The organism is Idiomarina tyrosinivorans, from assembly GCF_003987475.1.
Classification (GTDB): domain Bacteria; phylum Pseudomonadota; class Gammaproteobacteria; order Enterobacterales; family Alteromonadaceae; genus Idiomarina; species Idiomarina tyrosinivorans.
In genome coordinates this window covers 160148-181030 of the sequence record NZ_PIQH01000005.1, presented here as the reverse complement: position 1 = coordinate 181030, position 20883 = coordinate 160148, and the positions used below count along the sequence as shown (strand labels likewise).

23 protein-coding genes are annotated in these 20883 nt (G+C 50.5%); 15 read left to right on the top strand and 8 right to left on the bottom strand.

Annotated elements, in window-relative coordinates; translation table 11 throughout:
* Window positions 1–8 precede the first annotated feature (8 nt).
* From CWI84_RS06855 to CWI84_RS06835, 5 genes are all read right to left on the bottom strand, one after another.
* A complete protein-coding gene (locus CWI84_RS06855; RefSeq protein ID WP_126841842.1) occupies window positions 9–1685 on the bottom strand; it encodes a DUF342 domain-containing protein in 1677 nt (558 codons plus the stop codon).
* An 86-nt stretch (window positions 1686–1771) separates the two neighbouring features.
* Window positions 1772–2095, bottom strand: coding sequence for an Hpt domain-containing protein (locus tag CWI84_RS06850; protein WP_126841841.1), 324 nt, complete (start codon window positions 2093–2095; stop codon window positions 1772–1774).
* 12 nt (window positions 2096–2107) lie between these two features.
* Complete coding sequence (locus CWI84_RS06845; protein WP_198674490.1) at window positions 2108–3136, bottom strand: succinylglutamate desuccinylase/aspartoacylase family protein; 1029 nt, start codon at window positions 3134–3136, stop codon at window positions 2108–2110.
* A gap of 1 nt (window position 3137) precedes the next feature.
* Window positions 3138–4043: a 30S ribosomal protein S6--L-glutamate ligase gene (rimK, locus tag CWI84_RS06840; RefSeq protein WP_126841840.1), complete on the bottom strand. Its 906-nt coding sequence runs from the start codon at window positions 4041–4043 to the stop codon at window positions 3138–3140.
* Window positions 4040–4462 carry an ATP-dependent zinc protease family protein gene (locus CWI84_RS06835; protein WP_126841839.1) on the bottom strand — a complete coding sequence of 141 codons (423 nt, stop codon included), beginning with the start codon at window positions 4460–4462 and terminating at the stop codon, window positions 4040–4042. Before CWI84_RS06835 ends, rimK begins: the two co-directional genes overlap by 4 nt.
* Window positions 4463–4605: 143 nt before the next feature.
* Between CWI84_RS06835 and CWI84_RS06830 the strand changes: the two genes are divergently transcribed.
* Complete coding sequence (locus CWI84_RS06830) at window positions 4606–5340, top strand: EAL domain-containing protein (protein ID WP_126841838.1); 735 nt, start codon at window positions 4606–4608, stop codon at window positions 5338–5340.
* Here CWI84_RS06830 and CWI84_RS06825 read toward each other — a convergent pair.
* Both CWI84_RS06825 and mutH read right to left on the bottom strand, forming a co-directional pair.
* Window positions 5337–6014, bottom strand: coding sequence for a DUF2982 domain-containing protein (locus CWI84_RS06825; protein WP_126841837.1), 678 nt, complete (start codon window positions 6012–6014; stop codon window positions 5337–5339). The two genes, CWI84_RS06830 and CWI84_RS06825, sit on opposite strands and share 4 nt — an antisense overlap.
* Window positions 6004–6687 carry a DNA mismatch repair endonuclease MutH gene (gene mutH / locus CWI84_RS06820; RefSeq protein ID WP_126841836.1) on the bottom strand — a complete coding sequence of 228 codons (684 nt, stop codon included), beginning with the start codon at window positions 6685–6687 and terminating at the stop codon, window positions 6004–6006. Before mutH ends, CWI84_RS06825 begins: the two co-directional genes overlap by 11 nt.
* 124 nt (window positions 6688–6811) lie before the next feature.
* On the opposite strand from mutH, the gene rppH reads away from it, so the two are divergent.
* From rppH to tcdA, 8 genes are read left to right on the top strand one after another with little or no spacing between them, the layout of a single operon-like run.
* Complete coding sequence (rppH, locus tag CWI84_RS06815; protein ID WP_126841835.1) at window positions 6812–7351, top strand: RNA pyrophosphohydrolase; 540 nt, start codon at window positions 6812–6814, stop codon at window positions 7349–7351.
* A gap of 2 nt (window positions 7352–7353) precedes the next feature.
* A complete protein-coding gene (ptsP, locus tag CWI84_RS06810; protein WP_126841834.1) occupies window positions 7354–9624 on the top strand; it encodes a phosphoenolpyruvate--protein phosphotransferase in 2271 nt (756 codons plus the stop codon).
* Between the two features lie 5 nt (window positions 9625–9629).
* The gene (locus tag CWI84_RS06805; RefSeq protein WP_126841833.1) at window positions 9630–10427 is read left to right on the top strand and encodes a sulfite exporter TauE/SafE family protein; all 798 of its coding nucleotides are present in this window, start codon (window positions 9630–9632) and stop codon (window positions 10425–10427) included.
* A gap of 30 nt (window positions 10428–10457) precedes the next feature.
* Window positions 10458–11270, top strand: coding sequence for a prolipoprotein diacylglyceryl transferase (gene lgt / locus CWI84_RS06800; protein ID WP_126841832.1), 813 nt, complete (start codon window positions 10458–10460; stop codon window positions 11268–11270).
* Window positions 11267–12100: a thymidylate synthase gene (locus CWI84_RS06795; RefSeq protein WP_126841831.1), complete on the top strand. Its 834-nt coding sequence runs from the start codon at window positions 11267–11269 to the stop codon at window positions 12098–12100. Before lgt ends, CWI84_RS06795 begins: the two co-directional genes overlap by 4 nt.
* A 12-nt stretch (window positions 12101–12112) precedes the next feature.
* Window positions 12113–13150, top strand: coding sequence for a response regulator (locus CWI84_RS06790; RefSeq protein WP_126841830.1), 1038 nt, complete (start codon window positions 12113–12115; stop codon window positions 13148–13150).
* Window positions 13143–13589 carry a PAS domain-containing protein gene (locus CWI84_RS06785; RefSeq protein ID WP_126841829.1) on the top strand — a complete coding sequence of 149 codons (447 nt, stop codon included), beginning with the start codon at window positions 13143–13145 and terminating at the stop codon, window positions 13587–13589. The genes CWI84_RS06790 and CWI84_RS06785 overlap by 8 nt, the downstream gene beginning before the upstream one ends.
* A 5-nt stretch (window positions 13590–13594) precedes the next feature.
* A complete protein-coding gene (gene tcdA / locus CWI84_RS06780) occupies window positions 13595–14398 on the top strand; it encodes a tRNA cyclic N6-threonylcarbamoyladenosine(37) synthase TcdA (protein WP_126841828.1) in 804 nt (267 codons plus the stop codon).
* On the opposite strand, the gene CWI84_RS06775 is transcribed toward tcdA, so the two are convergent.
* Window positions 14355–14729 carry a SufE family protein gene (locus CWI84_RS06775; RefSeq protein WP_126841827.1) on the bottom strand — a complete coding sequence of 125 codons (375 nt, stop codon included), beginning with the start codon at window positions 14727–14729 and terminating at the stop codon, window positions 14355–14357. The two genes, tcdA and CWI84_RS06775, sit on opposite strands and share 44 nt — an antisense overlap.
* A 124-nt stretch (window positions 14730–14853) precedes the next feature.
* Between CWI84_RS06775 and CWI84_RS06770 the strand changes: the two genes are divergently transcribed.
* The 6 genes from CWI84_RS06770 to CWI84_RS06745 all read left to right on the top strand — a co-directional run bounded on the left by CWI84_RS06770 (window position 14854) and on the right by CWI84_RS06745 (window position 20847).
* Window positions 14854–15603, top strand: coding sequence for an electron transfer flavoprotein subunit beta/FixA family protein (locus CWI84_RS06770; protein ID WP_126841826.1), 750 nt, complete (start codon window positions 14854–14856; stop codon window positions 15601–15603).
* Window positions 15600–16526 (top strand): electron transfer flavoprotein subunit alpha/FixB family protein, encoded by a 927-nt coding sequence (locus CWI84_RS06765; RefSeq protein ID WP_126841825.1) that lies wholly within the window; start codon window positions 15600–15602, stop codon window positions 16524–16526. The genes CWI84_RS06770 and CWI84_RS06765 overlap by 4 nt, the downstream gene beginning before the upstream one ends.
* 196 nt (window positions 16527–16722) lie before the next feature.
* Window positions 16723–18555 (top strand): DUF1302 domain-containing protein, encoded by a 1833-nt coding sequence (locus CWI84_RS06760; RefSeq protein ID WP_126841824.1) that lies wholly within the window; start codon window positions 16723–16725, stop codon window positions 18553–18555.
* Window positions 18556–18655: 100 nt separating this feature from the next.
* Window positions 18656–19858 carry a PALP domain-containing protein gene (locus tag CWI84_RS06755; RefSeq protein WP_126841823.1) on the top strand — a complete coding sequence of 401 codons (1203 nt, stop codon included), beginning with the start codon at window positions 18656–18658 and terminating at the stop codon, window positions 19856–19858.
* Window position 19859: 1 nt separating this feature from the next.
* Window positions 19860–20525 carry a uracil-DNA glycosylase gene (gene ung, locus CWI84_RS06750; RefSeq protein ID WP_126841822.1) on the top strand — a complete coding sequence of 222 codons (666 nt, stop codon included), beginning with the start codon at window positions 19860–19862 and terminating at the stop codon, window positions 20523–20525.
* 151 nt (window positions 20526–20676) lie between these two features.
* The gene (locus CWI84_RS06745; protein WP_126841821.1) at window positions 20677–20847 is read left to right on the top strand and encodes a DUF3545 family protein; all 171 of its coding nucleotides are present in this window, start codon (window positions 20677–20679) and stop codon (window positions 20845–20847) included.
* Window positions 20848–20883: the final 36 nt, after the last annotated feature.

Sequence of the window (20883 nt, the reverse complement as noted above, 5' to 3'; positions counted from 1 at the left end):
AACGCTGACTAGCGTAACACATCCATGCGTAATTCGGTGTCTTCTAATAACACCAGCGTCGCATTCCGCTTTTCTTTAATTCGTAACAGCTTGTCGTTGTATTTAAATACGCTACCGGGGAATGCCTGCCGGTTAACAAAGGTTCGGATGACCTCGTGTTCGACGGGCGTATTACGTAATTTTTCGATTTTACCGCGTAGTAAAGCAATCTGTTTTTGCGTCGTTTTCAGCGAGTCGAGTAGGCGTGAAGCATAGGCCTTGCGTTTTACCGGATCACTTATGGTCGCGAGTTGCTCTTTGCCTCGGCTAACTTTCTTGAGCAATTCTACCTGGCTGGCGAGTTGCTGCTTTAATGCTTTTAATTCACGGTCTTGTTCTGTTTCTTGGGTCGGCAGGCTGAAAACGATTTGCGTCCGCGAACCGGCTGGCGCGCCCAGTTGGCCAGTATAAATATCGGCGCTGGTTTCTATTAAGCCGCCAATGAGCTTGCCGCGGGCATTACGTCCTTCACCACCTATACAGAGCGCGCCGTTGGTAATTACATGACAATGGGTTAATTGCTTATCGGCAATAATGCCGCGGGTGCCGTCCAACAACGCATATTGTGCATAGGCGCACCAGATGGTGCCTTGCGCATTGATTTCAGTAGAAAGCTCGGGCACTTCTTCAGTGTAATCTTCGTTATCGTTGAGTTGCTTACCAATAATCCCTTTACTGACCGTAATGTTGCCCTTGGCAATGAGGTGCGCGGAGTCGACATAGCCGCCCACCGTAATATCACCGCTGGCGGTAACGCGCATGCCCTCACCGACATTCTCGGTAATGATCACGCTGCCTTGAAAGTCTACGTGACCGGTCGAAACATCAACGCTTTTCATCGTTAGCACTTCATCGACTTGTACGGAATTCTCTGAGAATGACGGTAAACCCAGCCTTGTCGCTACCAAAATACTGGGGTTCTCAGGGTCAAAGTCGCTGCCTTCGCCTGGCTTCATCGGCTTGTCTTCACCATCAGACGCTTTTAGCACTTCACCTTTTACGGTAAAGCCATCGCGGCCTTTAGTCGGTGGTAATTTTTCTAATAGCGGTTGGCCATTATGGACACTGATCAGCTCGCCAAGATTACGCATATCGACGGTGCCATCTTCGCGTTCCTGCGGCCGTAGTATACGTTTTCGTGCATCGTCAACGAGCGGTTTGAAGCGCGCGTTAAGGCCGTTAACCGGCTTTCTGCCACGAGCTACGCGGTGTGACAGCGATGAACCTGGTACGCCGTGCTTGGTGTGTTCAATTAGCGCTTCAATCGCCTGCCGGCGAATACCGGAGGTGACACCTAGCGCCTTTAACTGATTGATAATGTCAGCAAACCCGAGTGCTTTACCGCCATTCGGCGCAGTCACAAGTGCTACCGCTTCCATCTGGTCATCGTCGATAGATACATCGAGTGTCGCGTCGTCGAGATGGGCGATATGTAAGTGGAAGGCGTGTTGGGTGGCTGAGCGTTCGGCTAATTGGTTGGCGGCTTGGGTGAATATCGATCGGTCAATCAAGCGGGCATTGCAAAATTCGGAGTGGTCAAAGGCGCGTTTCAGCTCTTCCGCTGAGACAGCATTAGCCGCGTCGCTCTGATGTACAATCAGCAACAGCTTATTACCTTCTGTCTCAAACCGAATTGTCGCTGCCATAGCCGCCGCGTACTTGCCTACTCATTATTGTTTTTATCGGCGTATGTTAACGAACTTTAACTAAACTGTGTATTTTTTTTGCGCGGCTAACGCCATTCGTTAACGTAGGCGATCACCCTTGCTAACATCTGGTTAATAATGTCCAATCGTTCACGTTGCTGTGGCGGCGACAGCGTTGGCCAATCTAGCTGCAATTGCTTTGCTAAAGCACTCAATTCGTCGGCACCAATGGTTGCGCTCAATCCCTTGAGTGTATGTAACTCGCGAATGGACGCTTCATGACTGTCGGCGCTGAGTTGCTCGAAACTAAGGCCTTGCGCGTATTGCTGCTGATATTGTTGCAGCACCGCTTGATAAATTTGCCGATTGCCATCGCAATGGCGCAATCCTTTATCGAAATCAACATCCATGTCTTTTCCTCATCACAGGGGTGTGGTGGAAACAAACTGTTCGGTGAAATGGTCAATGTTATCTTCCGCTTCACCCAGTTCTTCTGCATCAAATTGGGCAATATTAAAAAGCGCCTCGCCCTCATTGGCAACCGGAATATTACTCAAGCCAATAACAATACCGTTGACTGAAGCAACAATAGGTTCTGCGTCATCGCCATGAGGACTCACGCTTGCTGCGACGTGCTGACCTTTTTTCACGGTTTGCCCCAAACTCACTTGGGTCACAATCAGGCCGTCGTGTTCCGAGCGCAGCCAAGTGGAGCGACGCGCAATAACCGGTACCAAGCGTTGGCGCTTTTTGCGACCACGTGCCATTTTTAAATGCTTCATGACATTTTCTACCCCATCAACCCCAGCGCTGATGGCGGCCTGATCAAAGCGCAAGGCTTCGCCGGCTTCGTACAAAATTAGCGGGATTCCCCATTCATTGGCGAGTGAACGGAGTGAGCCGTCACGTTCTTTAGCGTGCAGTATCACCGGTGCTGCGAAGGCTTTGGCCATGTTAAGCGAAGCTTCATCATCAACGTTGACGCGAATTTGCGGCAAGTTACTGCGATGGATAGCGCCTGTATGCAGGTCAATAATGTGGGTGGCTTTGCGCACCAGTTCTTGACTAAAAAGATACGCCATGCGGCTGCCGAGTGCACCCCGTTCGGAGCCAGGGAAGCAACGGTTTAAGTCGCGACGGTCGGGAAGGTAGCGTGACTGCTGAATAAAACCAAGTAGATTTACAATCGGCACCACAATCAGGGTGCCGGAGAGCTTACTGGCATCGGTTCGTTCAACGAGGCGCCGACAAACGTCAATACCATTGAGCTCATCACCGTGAATCGCCGCACACACCAGCAACACAGGGCCGGGGCGACTGCCATGAAACACCTCTAAACGCAGGTCTAAAGGGGCATCGTTGTATAGCCGCGCAGCGGGTAGGGTAATGTGTTGTCGAGTACCTGGAGCAATGCGCTTCCCAGCAACCTCAAAGTCACTCATCTTGACCATGTTAGCCGCGCCCTTTAGTGCGGGTTTTGTGAACTTTTGCGGTTTTTTCAATAAAGCTAATAATTTGCCCTGCAACGTCCTTTTCTGTTGCGGTTTCAATCCCCTCAAGCCCCGGTGAGGAGTTAACTTCCATCACTAATGGTCCATGATTAGAGCGCAGAATATCCACCCCTGCGACGTTCAGCCCCATGGTTTTCGCGGCTTTGACTGCGGTTGCTCGTTCTGCTGGGGTCAATTTGACCAATGAGGCGCTGCCGCCACGGTGCAAGTTAGAGCGGAACTCTCCGCTTTTTGCTTGGCGCTTCATTGCTGCAATCACTTTGTCGCCAATAACCAAGCAACGAATATCGGCACCACCGGCTTCTTTAATATATTCTTGCACCATAATGTTGGACTGTAAGCCCATAAATGCCTCGATGACACTCTCTGCCGCTTGCCGAGTTTCGGCGAGTACCACGCCGATCCCTTGAGTGCCCTCTAGCAGTTTGATTACCAATGGCGCGCCACCAACCATCTCAATCAAGTCTGGAATATCTTGCGGTTGGCTGGCGAAGCCCGTGGTTGGGAGGCCAATACCTTTCCGCGATAACAGTTGTAACGAACGAAGTTTGTCCCGGCTGCGGGATATTGCGACCGATTCATTAAGCGGGTAGGTTCCCATCATTTCAAATTGTCGCAATACTGCTGTGCCATAAAACGTTACCGAAGCGCCGATCCGCGGAATGACGGCATCATAGCGCGGCAGTTCGGTACCTTTTTTATGAATCGAAGGCTCTCTTGCGTTAATGTTCATGTAACAACTTAACGGATCTAAAACGTCGACCTCATGGCCCCGTTCTTTGGCAGCTTCTACTAGCCTTTGGGTCGAGTAAAGGCGGCTGTTCCGCGATAAAATTGCAATTCTCATGCGCGCTCTCCTAATAAGTGCGACGCTTCGGGGTTGACGATGAAGCGACCTTTCATTGCTTGGCGTCCCAACAGCATCCGAAATTTCATGCTGTCCCGATTAGTCAGTGTGAGTTCAATGTCACCGTCAAAGTCACCTAACACCAAGCGCGTTTTGATCACGTAACGTGATTCGGTATGGCCACCTGAATCTGTGACATCGCGTTGCGCTAAAATTTCCGCTTCGCAAACGTGTTCATGCAGTGAATCTTGTTGTGGATGGACGAATATTCGTAACCAAGGCTTGCCATGGTGAGTAAAGGGTTCTAACGCAAAAGCGTGTAGACACGAGGTTTTGGCGCCAGTATCAACTTTCATATGAATAGTGTCGATGCCGAGTTCGGGCAAGGCTCCCCATTCTCTCCAGCCAAGTGTTTGCATATCGGTTTCCTAATTCCATGCCATTGGGCGCACTATGTACACCAAACGAACAATAAACGGTAGTAATTTTTCATAAATGTTGATCTTTAATAATGGCAACCTACGTTTTTAAGTCAAACCGTTCGAAAAAGGGAAACAGTACTATGTCCGCCTGTCCATCGTGTGACTGCCAAACAGGCTTAGATTTTGGCGTGAAAATGGCGTTTCAGCCAATTGTTGATGTTGCTCGTAAAGAGGTGTTTGCCTTCGAAGCATTGGTACGAGGTGCTAATGGCGAAGGAGCCGGCGAGGTACTTTCTCGTGTAACCGAAGCCAACAAATATGCGTTTGACCAAACCTGCCGCATGGCCGCCATCGAGACCGCCGCACGCATTGCTTTGCCGTCGCGGCTGAGCATTAACTTTATGCCAAACGCCATTTATGAACCAGAAACCTGTTTAGCACAAACGCTAAAAACGGCGCGGAAAACCGGGTTTCCTCGGGAAAATATTATTTTTGAAGTCACCGAGCACGAAAAGGTAGAAAACCATGACTTGTTGGTAGATGTGTTTAAAACCTACCGTAAGCATGGTTTTTTAACGGCCATTGATGATTTTGGTGAGGGCTACGCTGGGCTTAACCTGCTAGCCGACTTTCAGCCCGATATTTTGAAAATCGATATGAAATTGGTTCGAAATATTGATAAGGACAGAATCAAACGCGCATTGTTCGCAGCAGTTCAACGCGCCAGTGAAGAACTCGATATTACGCTAGTAGCCGAAGGCATTGAAACCATCGATGAGTTCAACTACTTGCGCGACAACGGTGTCATTTTTATGCAGGGCTTTTACTTTCAACGCCCTACCATTGAAGAAGCCATCATTCCGGTCTTTGCTTAAGGCTGATTGCGGCTCGCCTGTAACGCTCGCAGGTGAGCACAAAATTCTTCAGGCTCTCGGTCCAAGGCACTCGCGCTGACATACAAGTCATAACCGAGTAATTCTCGTAATTGCGCTGTGCGTAATGCAAATGCGGCTTTTAGCCCCCGATAATGAGAGCCATTAGGGCTCTCATAATATTCTGGTAACGCAAAAAAGTCGCTGTAATCGTCTAATTCTGGATGTTCATGGCGCAATGCCAAAATCAACAGGTGACGCTGTTCAAACAGCAAAAACGAGGCTAAGCGCGGCGACAGCGACGCCAGCACTGGGTCCATATCGTCGACTTTAAAGCCAACATACGGCAGCGTTTCTAATTCACGTCCTCGATGAATTCTCGGCACGTCGTAGCGGACCAAATTATCCCACTGTATTTGCCAGCCGCCGCGCCGGTGTAAGTAGCGAATCGACTCTGGAGTAATAGCGAGCGATACAGGCGGTTCAACCACTTTACCCACACCCAGCAACATCAGCATTGCGGCAGTCGCGCCGAACAATATCCACAGCCCCAGCGGCATTGGCACCGCAGCCAAATACCCCAGCGTGAGGAGCGCTAGCAAGGCAACCGCCACAGCAATAAAACTCAGCCCATGACGTTTGTTTTGTGGTTCTATCAAACGTTGTTTAGCAGGCATTAGTGAAGGTTTCCTGCAAGATTTGCCGGGTAAAACGTTTTTTCAGGTAAAAACCCCGAGGGCGGACGCGAATAATCCTGCCGTCGGGACCGACGGCATCGGTCAGCGCGTTGCCATCAGCGGCTTTGGGTCGCACTTGCAACCACTCACCTTGGCGTGCAGTAATGGCTTCAACCTGGCCGAGTGCAATACGATCCATGTGTTCTTCCCAGTCGGCACGCAACTGTTGCTCCTGTGCAGTGCTGGGGCGCCAGAAAAATGCAGTACCCACTACGCGCTCGGCAACGCCGATGTCGCGTCGGCCATCAATCGGTAACCACAACACGCAACGTAATTTATTGCGGACATTGCTACTCAGCCAATCAACGCCAGTGGTGTGCGTTAATGGCGCACTGCAAACGAAAGTGGTTTCTAGCGGTTCGCCTTCTGGAGTGACTGGCAGGGTTTTTAGTTCTACCCCCAATTCCGGAAAATCTTGCAGCGGCTTAGAGCCGGCAGTAGCGCCCAAATGGGTCTCCAGCAACTGTCCGACCCAGCCTTTAGCATGGCGAAGATCGTCCGGAATGGCTAATCCTGCAGCGCGCGCAAGTTCAGCAAAACTGCGTCCAGCCAACGCTAAGGCGCGGTCGTATAGTTCATCAATCGTTTGTGGGCGACGCGGTTCTAGTTGCATAAACACTGCTCAAATACACCGTTTTCGCCAGTATATCATAGTGAATTAGCCACGCTTTCATTTGCTCGACCGCTACCTTTGTGGAAGAATCGAAGCTAACAGTAAAAATATTGAGGATGCTCGCGTGATAGATGCAGAAGGATTCCGAGCAAATGTGGGAATCGTCATCTGTAACGGGCAAGGGCAGGTATTTTGGGCTCGCCGCTATGGGCAGCATAGCTGGCAGTTTCCGCAGGGCGGAATTGACGAAGGCGAGACCCCTGAGCAGGCAATGTATCGAGAGCTTTGGGAAGAGGTAGGACTCAAACCAGAGCAAGTCGATATTCTGTATACCAGCCGCCATTGGTTACGGTATCGCTTACCTAAGCGATTGATTCGGAAAGAACAGCGGCCAATGTGTATTGGCCAGAAGCAAAAATGGTTTTTGCTTAAGCTCAAATGCCGTGAAGAAGATGTCGATGTGTTGCAGTCTGGACACCCCGAGTTTGATGGCTGGCGCTGGGTAAGCTTTTGGTATCCAGTACGGCAAGTGGTGTCGTTCAAGCGTGATGTGTATCGCCGAGTGATGAAAGAATTCGTGACCTATGCGATGCCACAAAACGCGGTCAAGTCCAGTGCTCGCGGACATCGTGGGGGAGGGCGCCAAGCGCGGCGTAAACGCTAACTATGTTAGGCACACTGCGACGAATTGTCGAAGCGGTTAACCAGGCACCGGATTTTCCAATGGCATTGGAGACCATGGTGCAGCAGGTCAAACAAGCAATGGCGACAGACTGTTGCAGTGTGTTTTTGGCCGATCATGAAAACCAGCAGTTTGTGCTGGGGGCAACTGACGGCCTGAAATCGGACCCTAACGACCCCATCCGGGTCGATTTCGGCGAGGGTGTGATCAGCTTAGCGGCGCAGCGTGAAGAGCCACTCAACGTCGCAGATGCACAACAACACCCGAAGTTTAAACCCCTCGAAGACGCCGATGAGGAGCAATATCTGGCGTTGCTCGCGGCACCGATTATTCATCGCCGAAAAGTGTTGGGTGTGCTCGCAGTGCAGCATAAGGCGGCACGAGCGTTTACCCGCGATGAAGAAGCGTTCGTCCTGACCTTAGCGGCACAGCTAGCCGTCGTCATTGCCCATGCCGAGGTTAAGGGGTTACTGCGTAACGAACACTCCCCTTGGTTACACAGCATTCGCGGATTGCCAGGCTCGCCCGGCGTCGCGATTGGTGAAGCCTTCGTGGCCCGCCCTGAAGCTCGGCTGGATGAAGTAACGCCCAAACGGGTCGATAAGCCATGGCGTGAGATTCGTAAATTCCGCCAAGCGGTGGCGCGCACTCGGCAAGAATTGAAGCAGCTTTCTGCGCGGATGGAAGGCCAAGTGCCACAAGATACTTTGGCCATTTTTGATGTTTACCAAGGCATGCTTGATGCCGCGAGCTTGGGGGATGCGGTAGAACAAACCATCCAACAAGGTTGGCGCGCGCAAACCGCCCTGCGCAAAGTTGTAGAAGAGTTTGTCGCGCAGTTCGAAAGCTTGGATGATGATTACATTCGCGAACGCGCCGCTGATGTTCGCGATTTAGGCCAGCGAGTGCTGTTCCATTTGCAACAGCGGCAGCGCAAACGCCAGCCATTCCCCGAGCGCGGCATATTGGTCGCGAAGGAAGTGACGGCTTCAATGTTGGCGGAGCTGCCGCAAACCCGTATTGATGGGATAATCTCTTTAACCGGTTCGAGTAACTCGCACGCTGCGATCATGGCGCGTAGCATGGGAATACCCGCAGTACTCGGCGTTGACGACATTCAGTTGCACTACTTTGAAGAGCAGCAATTGGTGGTCGATGGTTACACTGGAGAAATCTACCTTAATCCGCCGCAACAAGTGCTCGAGCAATATCGGCAATTGGCGCAAGAAGAAGACGAATTGCGTGAAATCGTCAGTGAGCACAGCGATTTACCGGCAGAAACGCAAGACGGCGAGCGGGTGAGCCTGCAACTCAATTTGGGGGTAAGCACCGAAAACCAATACCTACAGCAGTTGAATGTTGACGGTGTTGGGTTATACCGCTCCGAAATTCCCTTTATGATGCGCGAACGCTTGCCTACCGAGGATGAGCAAGTAGAAATGTATCGCCAAGTGTTAGACCAGTTTCCTGACCAACCAGTGGTGATGCGCACCTTGGATGTGGGCGGTGATAAGCCATTACCCTATCTGCCGCTACAAGAAGATAACCCGTTTCTTGGCTGGCGCGGTATTCGGCTTACTTTGGACCACCCAGAAATTTTTCTAATGCAGATACGGGCGATGTTGCGAGCCAGTATTGGCCGCAATAATTTGCGTATTTTGTTGCCCATGGTGACCAGTACCAGTGAGGTCGATGAAGCCTCGCGGATGATTCATCAAGCGTACTTTGAGGTTGCTGAAGAACAAGGCTGCGAAGTGGGAGAAAACTTGTTCCAGCCGCAACTGGGGGTCATGATTGAAGTGCCGGCAGCGATTTACCAGTTGGAAGCGATTGCCGCAAAAGTGGATTTCTTCTCAGTGGGAAGCAATGACCTCACCCAGTATCTACTGGCGGTCGACCGCAATAACCGCCGTGTTGCGAGCCTATACGATGCTTACCACCCTGCGGTACTGGCGAGCTTAGATGAAATTGCTAAGCGCTGCCGTGATCTGAATAAACCAGTCAGTGTTTGTGGTGAATTAGCCGGTGATCCCGGGGGCGCGTTATTACTGGTTGCCATGGGCTATCGTACCTTGAGTATGAACTCTTTTAATATCGATAGAGTGCGCTGGATACTGCGCAATGTGCGTTCCAGTACGTTGCAGGTGATGTTAGCGAAAGCGCTGCAAGCACGTTATCCAGAGCAAATCCGCAAAATGATCACCGCCAAGATGGAAAGTCTTGGCTTGGGTGGCTTTGTTCGAGCAGGGAAGTAGTAACAATGGATATGTTGTCGATTATCGAATGTCTCATTGCCGGCAGTTTTGCTGGATTGTTAGCGGGATTGCTGGGCATCGGCGGCGGTCTTATTGTTGTACCGTTGCTCATGTATTTATTGCCTAATGCTGGGGTGGCGCCGGAATTGGTGATGCCAAGTGCCATTGCAACCAGTTTGGCGACCGTGTGTATGACCACGTTAAGTTCCTCCAGAACCCATGCCAAGCAAGGCCTCGTGACGCCGCAGCTCGCCTTATCGGTGTTGCCAGGACTATCGCTGGGGGCGCTGTTAGGCGCGCTACTGGTTACCGTTGTTGACCCATTTTGGCTGCAACGCATTTTCGCCACCATGTTGGTGTTGCTGGCGTTGCGTATGCTGCTACGTAAGGCAAAGCCGCTAGAACCTGCGGAGCATGCTGGCGGCTGGATCATTCGTTTGGGAACCTTCGTTATCGGCACAATGTCTGCTTTGGTAGGTATTGGCGGTGGTGCGCTGACGGTGCCTTTTTTACAACGTCAGAAGATTCCCGTTCGCACAGCCATTGCCGTATCATCTATGGGCAGTTTTACCATTGGCGTGAGTTCGGTCGCCATGTTCATCATCTTAGGCTGGGTGCATGAGGATAAATCCACCAGCGAGTTAGGATTGATTTTTTGGCCTGCATGGTTAGCGATTTCTTGTGCCTCGGTGATTGCCGCACAACAAGGCGCCAAATTGGTTCAGCGGTTGCCAGTGAAACGTTTGCAACAAGTTTTCGCACTGTTTTTGTTAGTCGTTGGTGGCAAATTACTGCTGTTATAACGACCTATCGATGTTTAACAAGGAGTAGACATGCCCCAAGGTTATTGGGTTTTCCCACATATTGACCCGGTCATTTTTAGCATTGGTATCTTCGATGTCCGTTGGTACGGGTTAATGTATTTACTGGGCTTGGCCTTTGCCTACTGGTGGGGAGGAAAGCAGGCTGAGCGTTTGCCAAATTGGAACAAGGACCAATTCGGTGACCTGCTGTTCTGGTGCTTCGTTGGCGTTATTTTGGGTGGTCGAATCGGTTATGTGCTGTTCTACCACTTGGACTATTTCCTCGCCGACCCACTGTACATTTTTGATATTCAACACGGTGGTATGTCTTTCCACGGAGGCTTATTGGGTGTCATCACGGCAATGTTTTTGTATGCCTGGCGCCACAACCGGAAGTTTTTGGCGGTCGGTGACTTTATCGCACCACTGGTTCCGGTTGGCTTAATGTTTGGTCGTTTTGGTAACTTTATTAACGGTGAGTTGTGGGGGCGTCCTACCGACGTACCTTGGGCTGTCATCTTTCCTTCAGGCGGTCCTATTCCGCGCCACCCATCACAATTATACGAGGCAGGTTTAGAAGGAATCGCACTGTTCTTCCTACTCTATTGGTTTACGCGCAAGCCGCGTCCAACTGGGGCCGTAGGGGGACTATTTCTGATCGGTTATGGTGTCGCGCGCTTTACCGTGGAGTTTTTCCGCGAGCCTGATGCGCACTTGGGACTGCTGTCGTTGGGGATGTCGATGGGGCAATGGTTAACGCTGCCTATGATCATCCTCGGGGTCGCATTAATTGGCTGGGCGTATTATCGTCAGCCTAACCAGCAAAGCAAAGAGATGTCATGAAAGAATATTTGCAACTGATGCGCCACGTGCTTGAGAACGGCGTAGAAAAAACCGACCGCACCGGGACGGGGACAAAAAGTGTGTTTGGCTACCAGATGCGCTTTGATTTGCAACAAGGCTTTCCGTTGGTCACCACTAAAAAATGCCATCTGCGTTCGATTATCCATGAATTATTGTGGTTCTTAAAAGGCGACACCAATATTGCCTATTTGAATGAAAATGGCGTAAGCATTTGGGATGAGTGGGCGACCGCTGAAGGCGATCTGGGTCCCGTTTATGGTGCACAATGGCGCAGTTGGGCAGCGCCTAACGGTGAAACCATCGACCAAATCGCGGATGTGATCGAAGCCATTAAAACCCAACCTGACTCCAGACGATTGATTGTCAGCGGCTGGAACCCAGCGGTGTTGCCTGAAGCGGGGAAAAGCCCTAAAGAAAATGCGGCGGCGGGTCGTCAGGCATTGCCTCCGTGCCACACATTATTCCAGTTTAACGTTGCTAACGGTAAGCTCTCGTGCCAATTGTACCAGCGTAGCGCTGACGTATTCTTAGGTGTACCTTTTAACATTGCCAGCTATGCATTACTTACCATGATGGTGGCGCAAGTGTGTGACTTAGCCGTGGGTGAATTCATTCATACCTTTGGCGACGCGCACCTTTATTTGAACCACTTAGAACAAGCGCAAACGCAACTGCAGCGTGAACCGTATCCGCGGCCGACAATGAAAATAAATCCGCAGGTGAAAGACATTTTTGCGTTCAGCTTTGATGACTTTAGCCTCGAGAATTATCAATCGCACCCGCATATTAAAGCGCCTATCGCGATTTAAGCTGAGTAAACCATGACTTTACGCGTAACCCTTTGTGATGATTCCGGTATGGCTCGTAAGCAACTGCTACGAGCCTTGCCGCAAGATTGGGATGCGCAGATGCATATGGCCGAGCACGGTGAGCAAGCATTAGAACGTGTGCGCGCTGGCCAGGCAGAAGTGCTCTTTCTTGACCTCAACATGCCGGTAAAAGATGGCTACCAAACCCTAGAAGCGATTCAGGCGGAGCAGTTGGAGTGTCTGGTCATTGTGGTTTCCGGAGATATTCAACCGCAAGCACGCCAGCGCGTGCTGGCGCTAGGCGCTATGGCGTTTGTGAAAAAGCCTATGGCCGCGGGCGAAGTGCGAGAGTTATTGCAGGCATTTGGCTTGTACCAAGTTGCCAGTGGCAAACTGCAACTGGTTGAGCAAAACAAGCCTGCACTATCGGCAGCAGATAAACGGTTAGATGTTTACCGCGAAGTGGCCAACGTCGCAATGGGTCAAGCGGGTGAAAAGCTGGCGCGGATGCTCGATACCTTTATCGATTTACCCGTACCCAATGTGAACTTCATTGCGCCTAGTGAATTGCACATGGCCATTCAGGCAATCGATACCGAGCAAGCTATTTCGGCTGTAAGCCAGGGGTTTTACGGTGCGGGTATTACCGGCGAAGCGATGGTGTTTTTCACCGACACCTCGGTTGCTGGGCTCTGTGATTTGCTGGGCCAGGAGCTGAGTGGTTCGCCGCGGCAGCAAGAAATAGAGGCACTGATGGATGTCGCCAGTTTGCTAACCTCTAGCTGTATGCAGGGTTTAGCTCAACAAGTGCACATTGATTTTGCCCAAGTGCAACCAATCTTGGTGGGGCAAGATCAGTCAATCAATGACATTGTCCAAGCCAACCAGCAGCGTTGGCAGAATGTATTAGCCATTGAAATTGGTTACCGCTTGCAGCAGCCGGCCATCACTTTTGAGTTGCTGATTTTGTTCCCTGAACATGCGCTACCCATTCTTGATCGCCATCTGGCGCATTGGCTAGAAGAACGGGCGGAGGACTCGCATGATTGACCATGAATTAGAAGAAATGCATTGGCGCATGAGTATCCTCGGCGCCATTGACGTTGGGATTGTGGTGCTCGATAACGCTGACCGGATCGTGATTTGGAATGAGTTTATGGAGAATCACAGCGGTATTCGCCCTAGCCAAGTGCGCGATAGAAACCTGTTCCAATGCTTCCAAGAAATCGATAGTGACTGGCTAAGCCGCAAATTACAGCGCGTAAGAGAGCTAGGAAGTCGGGTATTTATTACCTGGGAGCAACGAGCCTATGTGTTTCGCTTTCATCATCATCGGCCCGTCACAGGGCGTTCTGAATGGATGTATCAGAACCTGACCTTATTGCCTCTGAAGAATCCGCGCGGAGAAATTTCTCACGTTTGTTTAATTGTGTATGACGTAAGTGAGCAAGCCACGTTACAATTAGCACTGGAGCAAATTGAGGATTAGTAGTTGTGACCAGTGTTGATCCCCGTTTTGGGGGCATTGCCCGAGTATACGGTGAAGCCGTCTTATCCACCTTTAACAATGCCCATGTAGCCGTTGCTGGCCTTGGTGGGGTGGGTTCTTGGGCGGTTGAAGCGCTCGCCCGATCGGGCGTGGGCAGCTTAACCTTGATCGATCTCGACGATATCTGTACGACCAATATTAACCGCCAATTGCCGGCACTTGATAGCACTATAGGTCAGTTGAAAACCGAGGTGCTTGCAGCGCGGGTGCAAGACATCAATCCTCACTGTCAGGTGCATGTGGTTGATGATTTTCTGTTGCCAGAAAATTTTACTGAATATCTCACTGGCGTTGATATTGTGCTCGACGCCATCGACAGCGTGAAAACCAAAGCGGCGTTGGTGGCGTGGTGTAAACGGCAAAAACTTTCCCTTGTGACCTGCGGTGGAGCCGGCGGACAAATTGATCCGCAAGCCATTCGCTGTGCCGATTTAGCCAAGGCCAAACAGGACCCACTATTGGCCAAAGTGCGCTCAATGTTACGTCGCGATTATGGCTTCTCCCGCAATCCGAAGCGCAAATGGGGAGTAGACGCCGTCTATTCTGAGGAGCAACTGCGCTATCCCTTGGCCAGTGGCGAGCAGCAAGGCAAGGTGACTTATGCCAAGCCAGGCTCTGGATCTATGCGCATGGACTGTAGTAGCGGTTTTGGTGCGTCGATGGTGGTAACGTGCAGCTTTGCCATGATGGCAACTAGCCTTGTGCTCAAGCGTCTGCAAGCAACTGGGCCTGACGCGTTAATTCCTTAGCAACTGCGCTAAAGCCTTGAATTCTTGCCGGGCTGAGTTGTTTATCCAACTGTTGTTGTGCCAATAGGTCGTCCACTGCTAAAGCGGCAACATCGTGGACGGGCTGTTGATCGCAGGCTTGCCATAATTGATAGAGTAAGCCTTTAACGACCCGTGAGTCACTGTCTAGAAATACCCGTAGCTGACGCTCTGGAGTGGTCTCTAGAGCCAACCAAACCTTCGCTTCGCAGCCACTCACTTGGTGTGCTTGGTCTCGATATTGAGGCGGATATTCGGGAAGCATTCGGGCGTGTTTTACCAACTCACGAAATAAATATTCCCAACCTGTCATCGAAAAACTCCAATCATCAGTAATGAAATAATTCTCCCATAACTTGTGACTTGGACGCCAGTTTTGGATAATAGGGGGCTAAATACAGTAAAAGTCTCGGAACATTCCAGAAGAGGAAGGACGCATGAAAGTATTAGTCGCGGTCAAACGCGTGATTGACTACAACGTCAAAGTTCGCGTGAAGCCAGATCAGTCCGATGTCGACCTTGCCAATGTAAAAATGGCATTGAACCCATTCTGCGAAATTGCAGTGGAAGAAGCGGTTCGTTTAAAAGAGTCAGGCGTTGCTGACGAAGTCGTAGTGGTATCCATTGGCCCTAAAGCGGTACAAGAGCAGTTGCGTACAGCCTTGGCGCTGGGTGGTGACCGCGCAATCCACGTAGAGACTGAGAGCATGCCAGACTCATTGGTTGCGGCGAAAATTCTTAAGGGTGTGGTAGAAAAAGAGCAGCCTGACCTCGTCATTTTAGGTAAACAGTCGATCGACTCAGATAATAACCAAACGGGGCAAATGCTCGGAGCGCTAACCGATATGCCGCAAGGCACATTCGCTTCTAAAGTATCTGTGGAGGATGGCAGCGTAGAAGTGACCCGTGAAATTGATGGCGGTCTACAAACGGTTAAGTTGCAATTGCCAGCCATCGTTACCACCGATTTGCGCTTGAATGAGCCACGCTATGCATCGTTGCCGAACATCATGAAAGCGAAGCGTAAGCCGTTAGACACCTTGAGTACGGACGAACTGGGTGTAGAAGTGAAAAGCACGGTGAAATTGCTAAAAGTCGAGCCCCCTGCGGAACGCTCTGCGGGCGTAAAAGTGGCAGATGTAGATGAGTTGGTAGACAAATTGAAGAACGAGGCCAAAGTACTATGAGCATTTTATTAATCGCCGAACACGATCATCAAGCGCTCAACCCGGCCACGGCTAAAACCCTAACAGCTGCCGCTAAAATGGGTGACAATATTGATGTGCTGGTGGCTGGTGAAAATTGCCAGGCAGTAGCAGACGAAGCCGCTAAGCTAAGCGGTGTGAGCAAAGTTTTGGTCGCCGATAACGCGGCTTACGGCCATCAGTTAGCAGAAAACGTGGCAGCGTTAGTGGCTGAACTGGGCAAAGATTATGGCCACATTGTTGCGCCTGCAACGACAACCGGTAAAAACTTTATGCCGCGTGTTGCTGCCTTATTAGACGTTGCGCAAATCTCTGACATTATTGCGGTGGAGAGCGCGGACACCTTTAAACGTCCGATCTACGCCGGTAACGCTATCGCAACCGTACAATCGGAAGACGCCATTAAGGTTGTTACCGTACGTGCTACGGCGTTTGATGCCGCAGAACAAGGTGGTAACGCTGAAATCAGCGCGGTTGATACGGTGATCGAAAACACCAAATCACGTTTCGTGGGTGAACAGCTTGCGGAATCTGAGCGTCCCGAATTGACCAGTGCAGAAATTGTGATTTCTGGCGGTCGCGGTATGCAAAACGGTGAAAACTTCAAATTACTCGAAGACGTCGCTGATAAACTCGGCGCTGCGGTCGGTGCCTCGCGCGCCGCTGTCGACGCAGGTTTTGTTCCGAACGATATGCAAGTTGGGCAAACCGGTAAAATTGTCGCGCCGCAATTATATATTGCCGTGGGGATTAGCGGTGCCATACAACACTTGGCGGGTATGAAAGATTCGAAAGTGATTGTCGCCATTAACAAAGACGAAGAAGCGCCTATTTTCCAAGTCGCAGATTATGGCTTAGTCGCTGATTTGTTTGATGTATTGCCGAAACTTAACGAAAAACTGTAAACCGCAGTAGTGACGTTAGGTGTATCAACGGGGAGCCATTTGGTCTCCCCGTTTTTTCTTTGATTCTCCCGCCAAAATGGCTATCTTTTCTCCATCAAGCACTTGCATAATTGCAACTCATCGGACATGATTCAGGAATTACCGCCGAAAAAAGCTTGAAGGGATCAGGTGGCTCACAATGAAAAGAAGAACAACTATGCTAAAAAAACTACCATTGGCTGCAGCAATCGGACTGACATTGGCTGCATCGTCTCAAGCTGCAGAGTTTGAGGCTGGCGACTTTATGATTAAATTCGACTCTATTTTATCGTATGGTGCTGCTTGGCGCATGGAAGATCCGAATGCGCGGCTCTACGCACCTGGAAACCGTGCGGGTGGTCTTGCCCAGTCGAGCGTGGGAGATGACGGTAACTTAAACTTCGACAAGGGCGACTTGGTTGCGTCCGTGTTCAAAGGTGTACACGACTTAAGCATCGATGGTGACGATTTCGGCGCGTTCCTACGCTTCAAATATTGGTACGACTATGTGATCTCTGAACAAGAGATGGCTCATGGCCACCCTGCCAACAATTATTACCCAGACGTGACGCTAAACGACGATGGTTTTGATGATTATTCGGCGGGCTCAGGCTTTGAATTATTAGATGCATTTGTTTATGCCAACTTCGAAGCAGGTGACACACCGGTAAGCTTACGCGTGGGTCGTCAAGTATTGAGTTGGGGCGAAAGTACGTTCATTTTTAACGGCATTAATGATGTCAACCCCATCGACGTCAACGCTGTGCGCCGTCCGGGCGCAGAAATCAAAGAAGCATTACTGCCCGTAGGTATGGTCACTGCTAACATCGGTTTAACCGCTAATCTCAGTATGGAAGCCTTCTACCAGTACGAGTGGGATAACACTAAGCTTGATGGCTGCGGTACCTTCTTCTCAACTGTCGATATCGTCGGCGGTCCTGGCTGCAACAAAGTCACCCTGAACCCAACTCTTATTCCTGGTGATAGTAGCAGTCAATTGAGCGACCGCGAGTCGGTACTCGCTGGTGCTTATATTGGCAGTAGCCCTGCGATTGAAGCGGACGATAATGGCCAGTACGGTGTGAGTTTCCGCTATTATTCATTGGATTTAGATGCAGAGTTCGGCGCTTACTACATGAACTTGCACAACAATACTCCAGTGATTTCTGCCTATAACTGGAAGTATGATTGGCAGAACGATCCACAAGGGTATTTGCCGGAAGGTTATGAGACCAATCCAAATTATACCTACTCGACTCCAGCGGGTTACCCAGTGGACGGTCCGCGTTTGGTTATCGAATATCCAGAAGACACAGAAGTTTTTGGTTTGAGCTTCAGTACTAACTTAGGTTTGTGGTCTGTTGCTGGTGAATACAGCTACCGTAATGATATGCCGGTGCAGATTAATACCACGGAAATCTTGACTGCTGGCTTGCGACCGAATGTTCCAAGTACCTTCTCTGATCGCGTGACGGCAACAGAGCCAGGTGGCTTAGCCCACGGTTATGACCGGTTGGACGTTAGCCAAGCGCAAATGAGCTTTATCCGCTTTGTTGACCGTCTTTGGGGTTCCGACCGGATGACCTTTATCGGTGAAATTGGTACCAACCAAGTGCACGACCTGCCGTCGTTGCAAGAGCAACGTTATGGCCGCTTACCACTTTATGGTAAATGTTTAACCGCAGGCGATACCGGCGCATCGGCCGATGTAAACTGCGACGGTTTCGTTACCGAGAACTCTTGGGGCTATCGGACACGGTTTGTGTTTGAATACTCAAACGTATGGGGCGGCTGGGGCTTGAACCCAACTATTGCCTTCGGACATGACGTTAGCGGTTATTCTCCAAACAGCAACTTTATTGAAGGGCGCAAGAGCCTTGGCATCAACTTGGTTGCTGATTACTTAGCCAAGTATCGTGTGAGTGTGGGTTATACACAATATTCCGGTGGCGACTATGATGCCAGCACCGACCGTGACTTTGCATCTGTGAGTTTCTCTTACGCGTTCTAAGTCGTGTGTGTGAGACGTACAAGCAAAAGCCGCCCTCTGAGGCGGCTTTTTTCGCCTTAGTGGTGGGGTAAACCAGTGTAGAGGGGTAAACCAGTTTTTTATGACAGCTAGCATTCGCAATATCAGTAAACCCGGCACGTTAATGGCGTTCGTAGACGCTGCGATTAATTCGCAACAGGCCAATGGCGCACTCTGTTTGCCTGCGGCTTGGTCGGCGGCAACCGATTTAGAACCGTTACAACCCGCGGTGTGGTTAGGGCTTGAACAAACGGAACGCCACTACGCGGTGCTTGCGCAACTGTTAGGTGATGAATTAGCAGAGCTGCCGCTAGGGCAGTTGCTGGCGGCGTTGGAATTACCCAACGAAACTGTGACGTTGAGCCATGACCGCTTTGTCGCTGAGCTATTCCATGGGCCAAGTTTCGCTTGGGCAGATTATGGTGCACGTTTGCTTTCAGCATTACTGTTCGTGGCGAAACAAAAAGGTACCCTGGTGGTTGCGGGTGATAACGATTTAGCCGCTGCCACTGCAGCGGCTTGCTATCAACAGCCTGAGATTGGAGCGCTATTGTTATACGCCAAGCAGTCGGTCACACCGATGCAAGAGCGGCAACTGCAGTGTTTAGGCGAAAACATTCTGGCGTTAGCGGTTGCTGCGTCAACGCAACAAGTCAGCGGGCTCGGTGCCGCGTTAGCCACCAATGCCGATAGATTAAACCTGACCAGTAATAATATTGCCCATATTTATGCGCAAGTATTGAGCTATTTTGATGCCTTTGCGCAGTTACCCGAGCATGCGCTGAATGAGGTGACGCTGGCGCTACCAGAGGGTGAACCAGGAACGCTAGTAGCGGGCTTGATAGCACAAGCATTAGGCCTACCGATAAAGCGTTTGCTCTATCCCGAGAGCATGCAACAGTGTGCCGCTTGGCGGCTGCTAGAGGAACTGTTAGCAAATGGCTTAGTTAGCGCTGAAACGATCCAAGCTTACCAGACAGACGACGAGGAACGCCTGTTAGGTATTACCCGCTGTTACCAAAAGTACGGCTATTTGGCAGCGCCCAATACTGCGGCAGCGTACCAAGCCATCAGCCATTGGTGTGAGGAGGGTGACATAGGTCTGATTATCGCTGCCACTCACCCGGGCAAATACCGAGCGGCGATTGAGAATAGCTTAGGCACGCCGATTAAATTGCCCCCAGAGTTGCAACAAATCAGCGATTTACCGATGCAGGTAAAACACGTTTCGGCCAGCCAAGAAGCACTGGAACAACAACTTAGCGAGTGGCAAAAAGAGGCATAACATGGACTGGCGGCAACTCATTGGTGCGGAGAAGCAACAGCCTTACTTCATTGAACTTTTACAAAAAGTACAACAGCAAAGAGATAATGGCGTTGCCATCTATCCGCCCAAAGAACAAGTGTTTAACGCGTTCAGGCTGACTCCCGCGGAGCAGGTGAAAGTAGTGATCTTGGGTCAAGACCCTTATCACGGGCCGGGGCAGGCACATGGCTTAAGCTTTTCCGTTCCTGAAGGGGTGAAATTCCCGCCAAGCTTGCGCAACATCTATAAGGCTATTGCGCAAGACTACCCCCAGGCACAGTTACCACGCCACGGCGACTTGAGCCATTGGGCAGAGCAGGGAGTGTTACTATTAAACACGGTGTTAACCGTTGAACAGGGTAAAGCCCACTCACATGCCAGTTGGGGCTGGGAAAGATTTACCGATAAGGTGGTAGAAGCCATTAATGAACATTTGAGCGGTGTTGTGTTTCTGCTGTGGGGAAGTCATGCACAGCGTAAGGCTGCGATGGTGGACTCAACCAAGCATTGTGTTTTGCATGCACCGCATCCTTCACCGTTATCAGCACACCGCGGATTTTTTGAAGCACAGCATTTTATCAAGGCTAACGAATACTTAACATCACAGGGTAAAGCGGCGATAGTTTGGGCAGAAAACGCGCCTTAGTTGATGCTTTCATGGGTAGTTAGTCAATTGATAACAAAAACGTAACAAAAACCTTTTATTCTCCTTAGCGCTATGGTATTTAATAGTGGTGCTGGAAATTTCAGCATGTGCGCTAATAAAAGACATAATAACGTCGTAAAGGGGAATACCCATGGATCATTCAGAAGAACTGAAATCAGTGAACGAGAAATCCACTAAAGGGCGCGCCAGTAAGCGAAAGTGGCGTGAAATTGAAACCATCAAAGAAAAGTATCGCCTTCGGCAGGAACTCGCCGAAATGGATATGGCCTTCGAAGATGACCTAGACGACTTCGACTTCTAAATAAAAAAGCCCGCAGCAGCGGGCTTTTTTGTATCC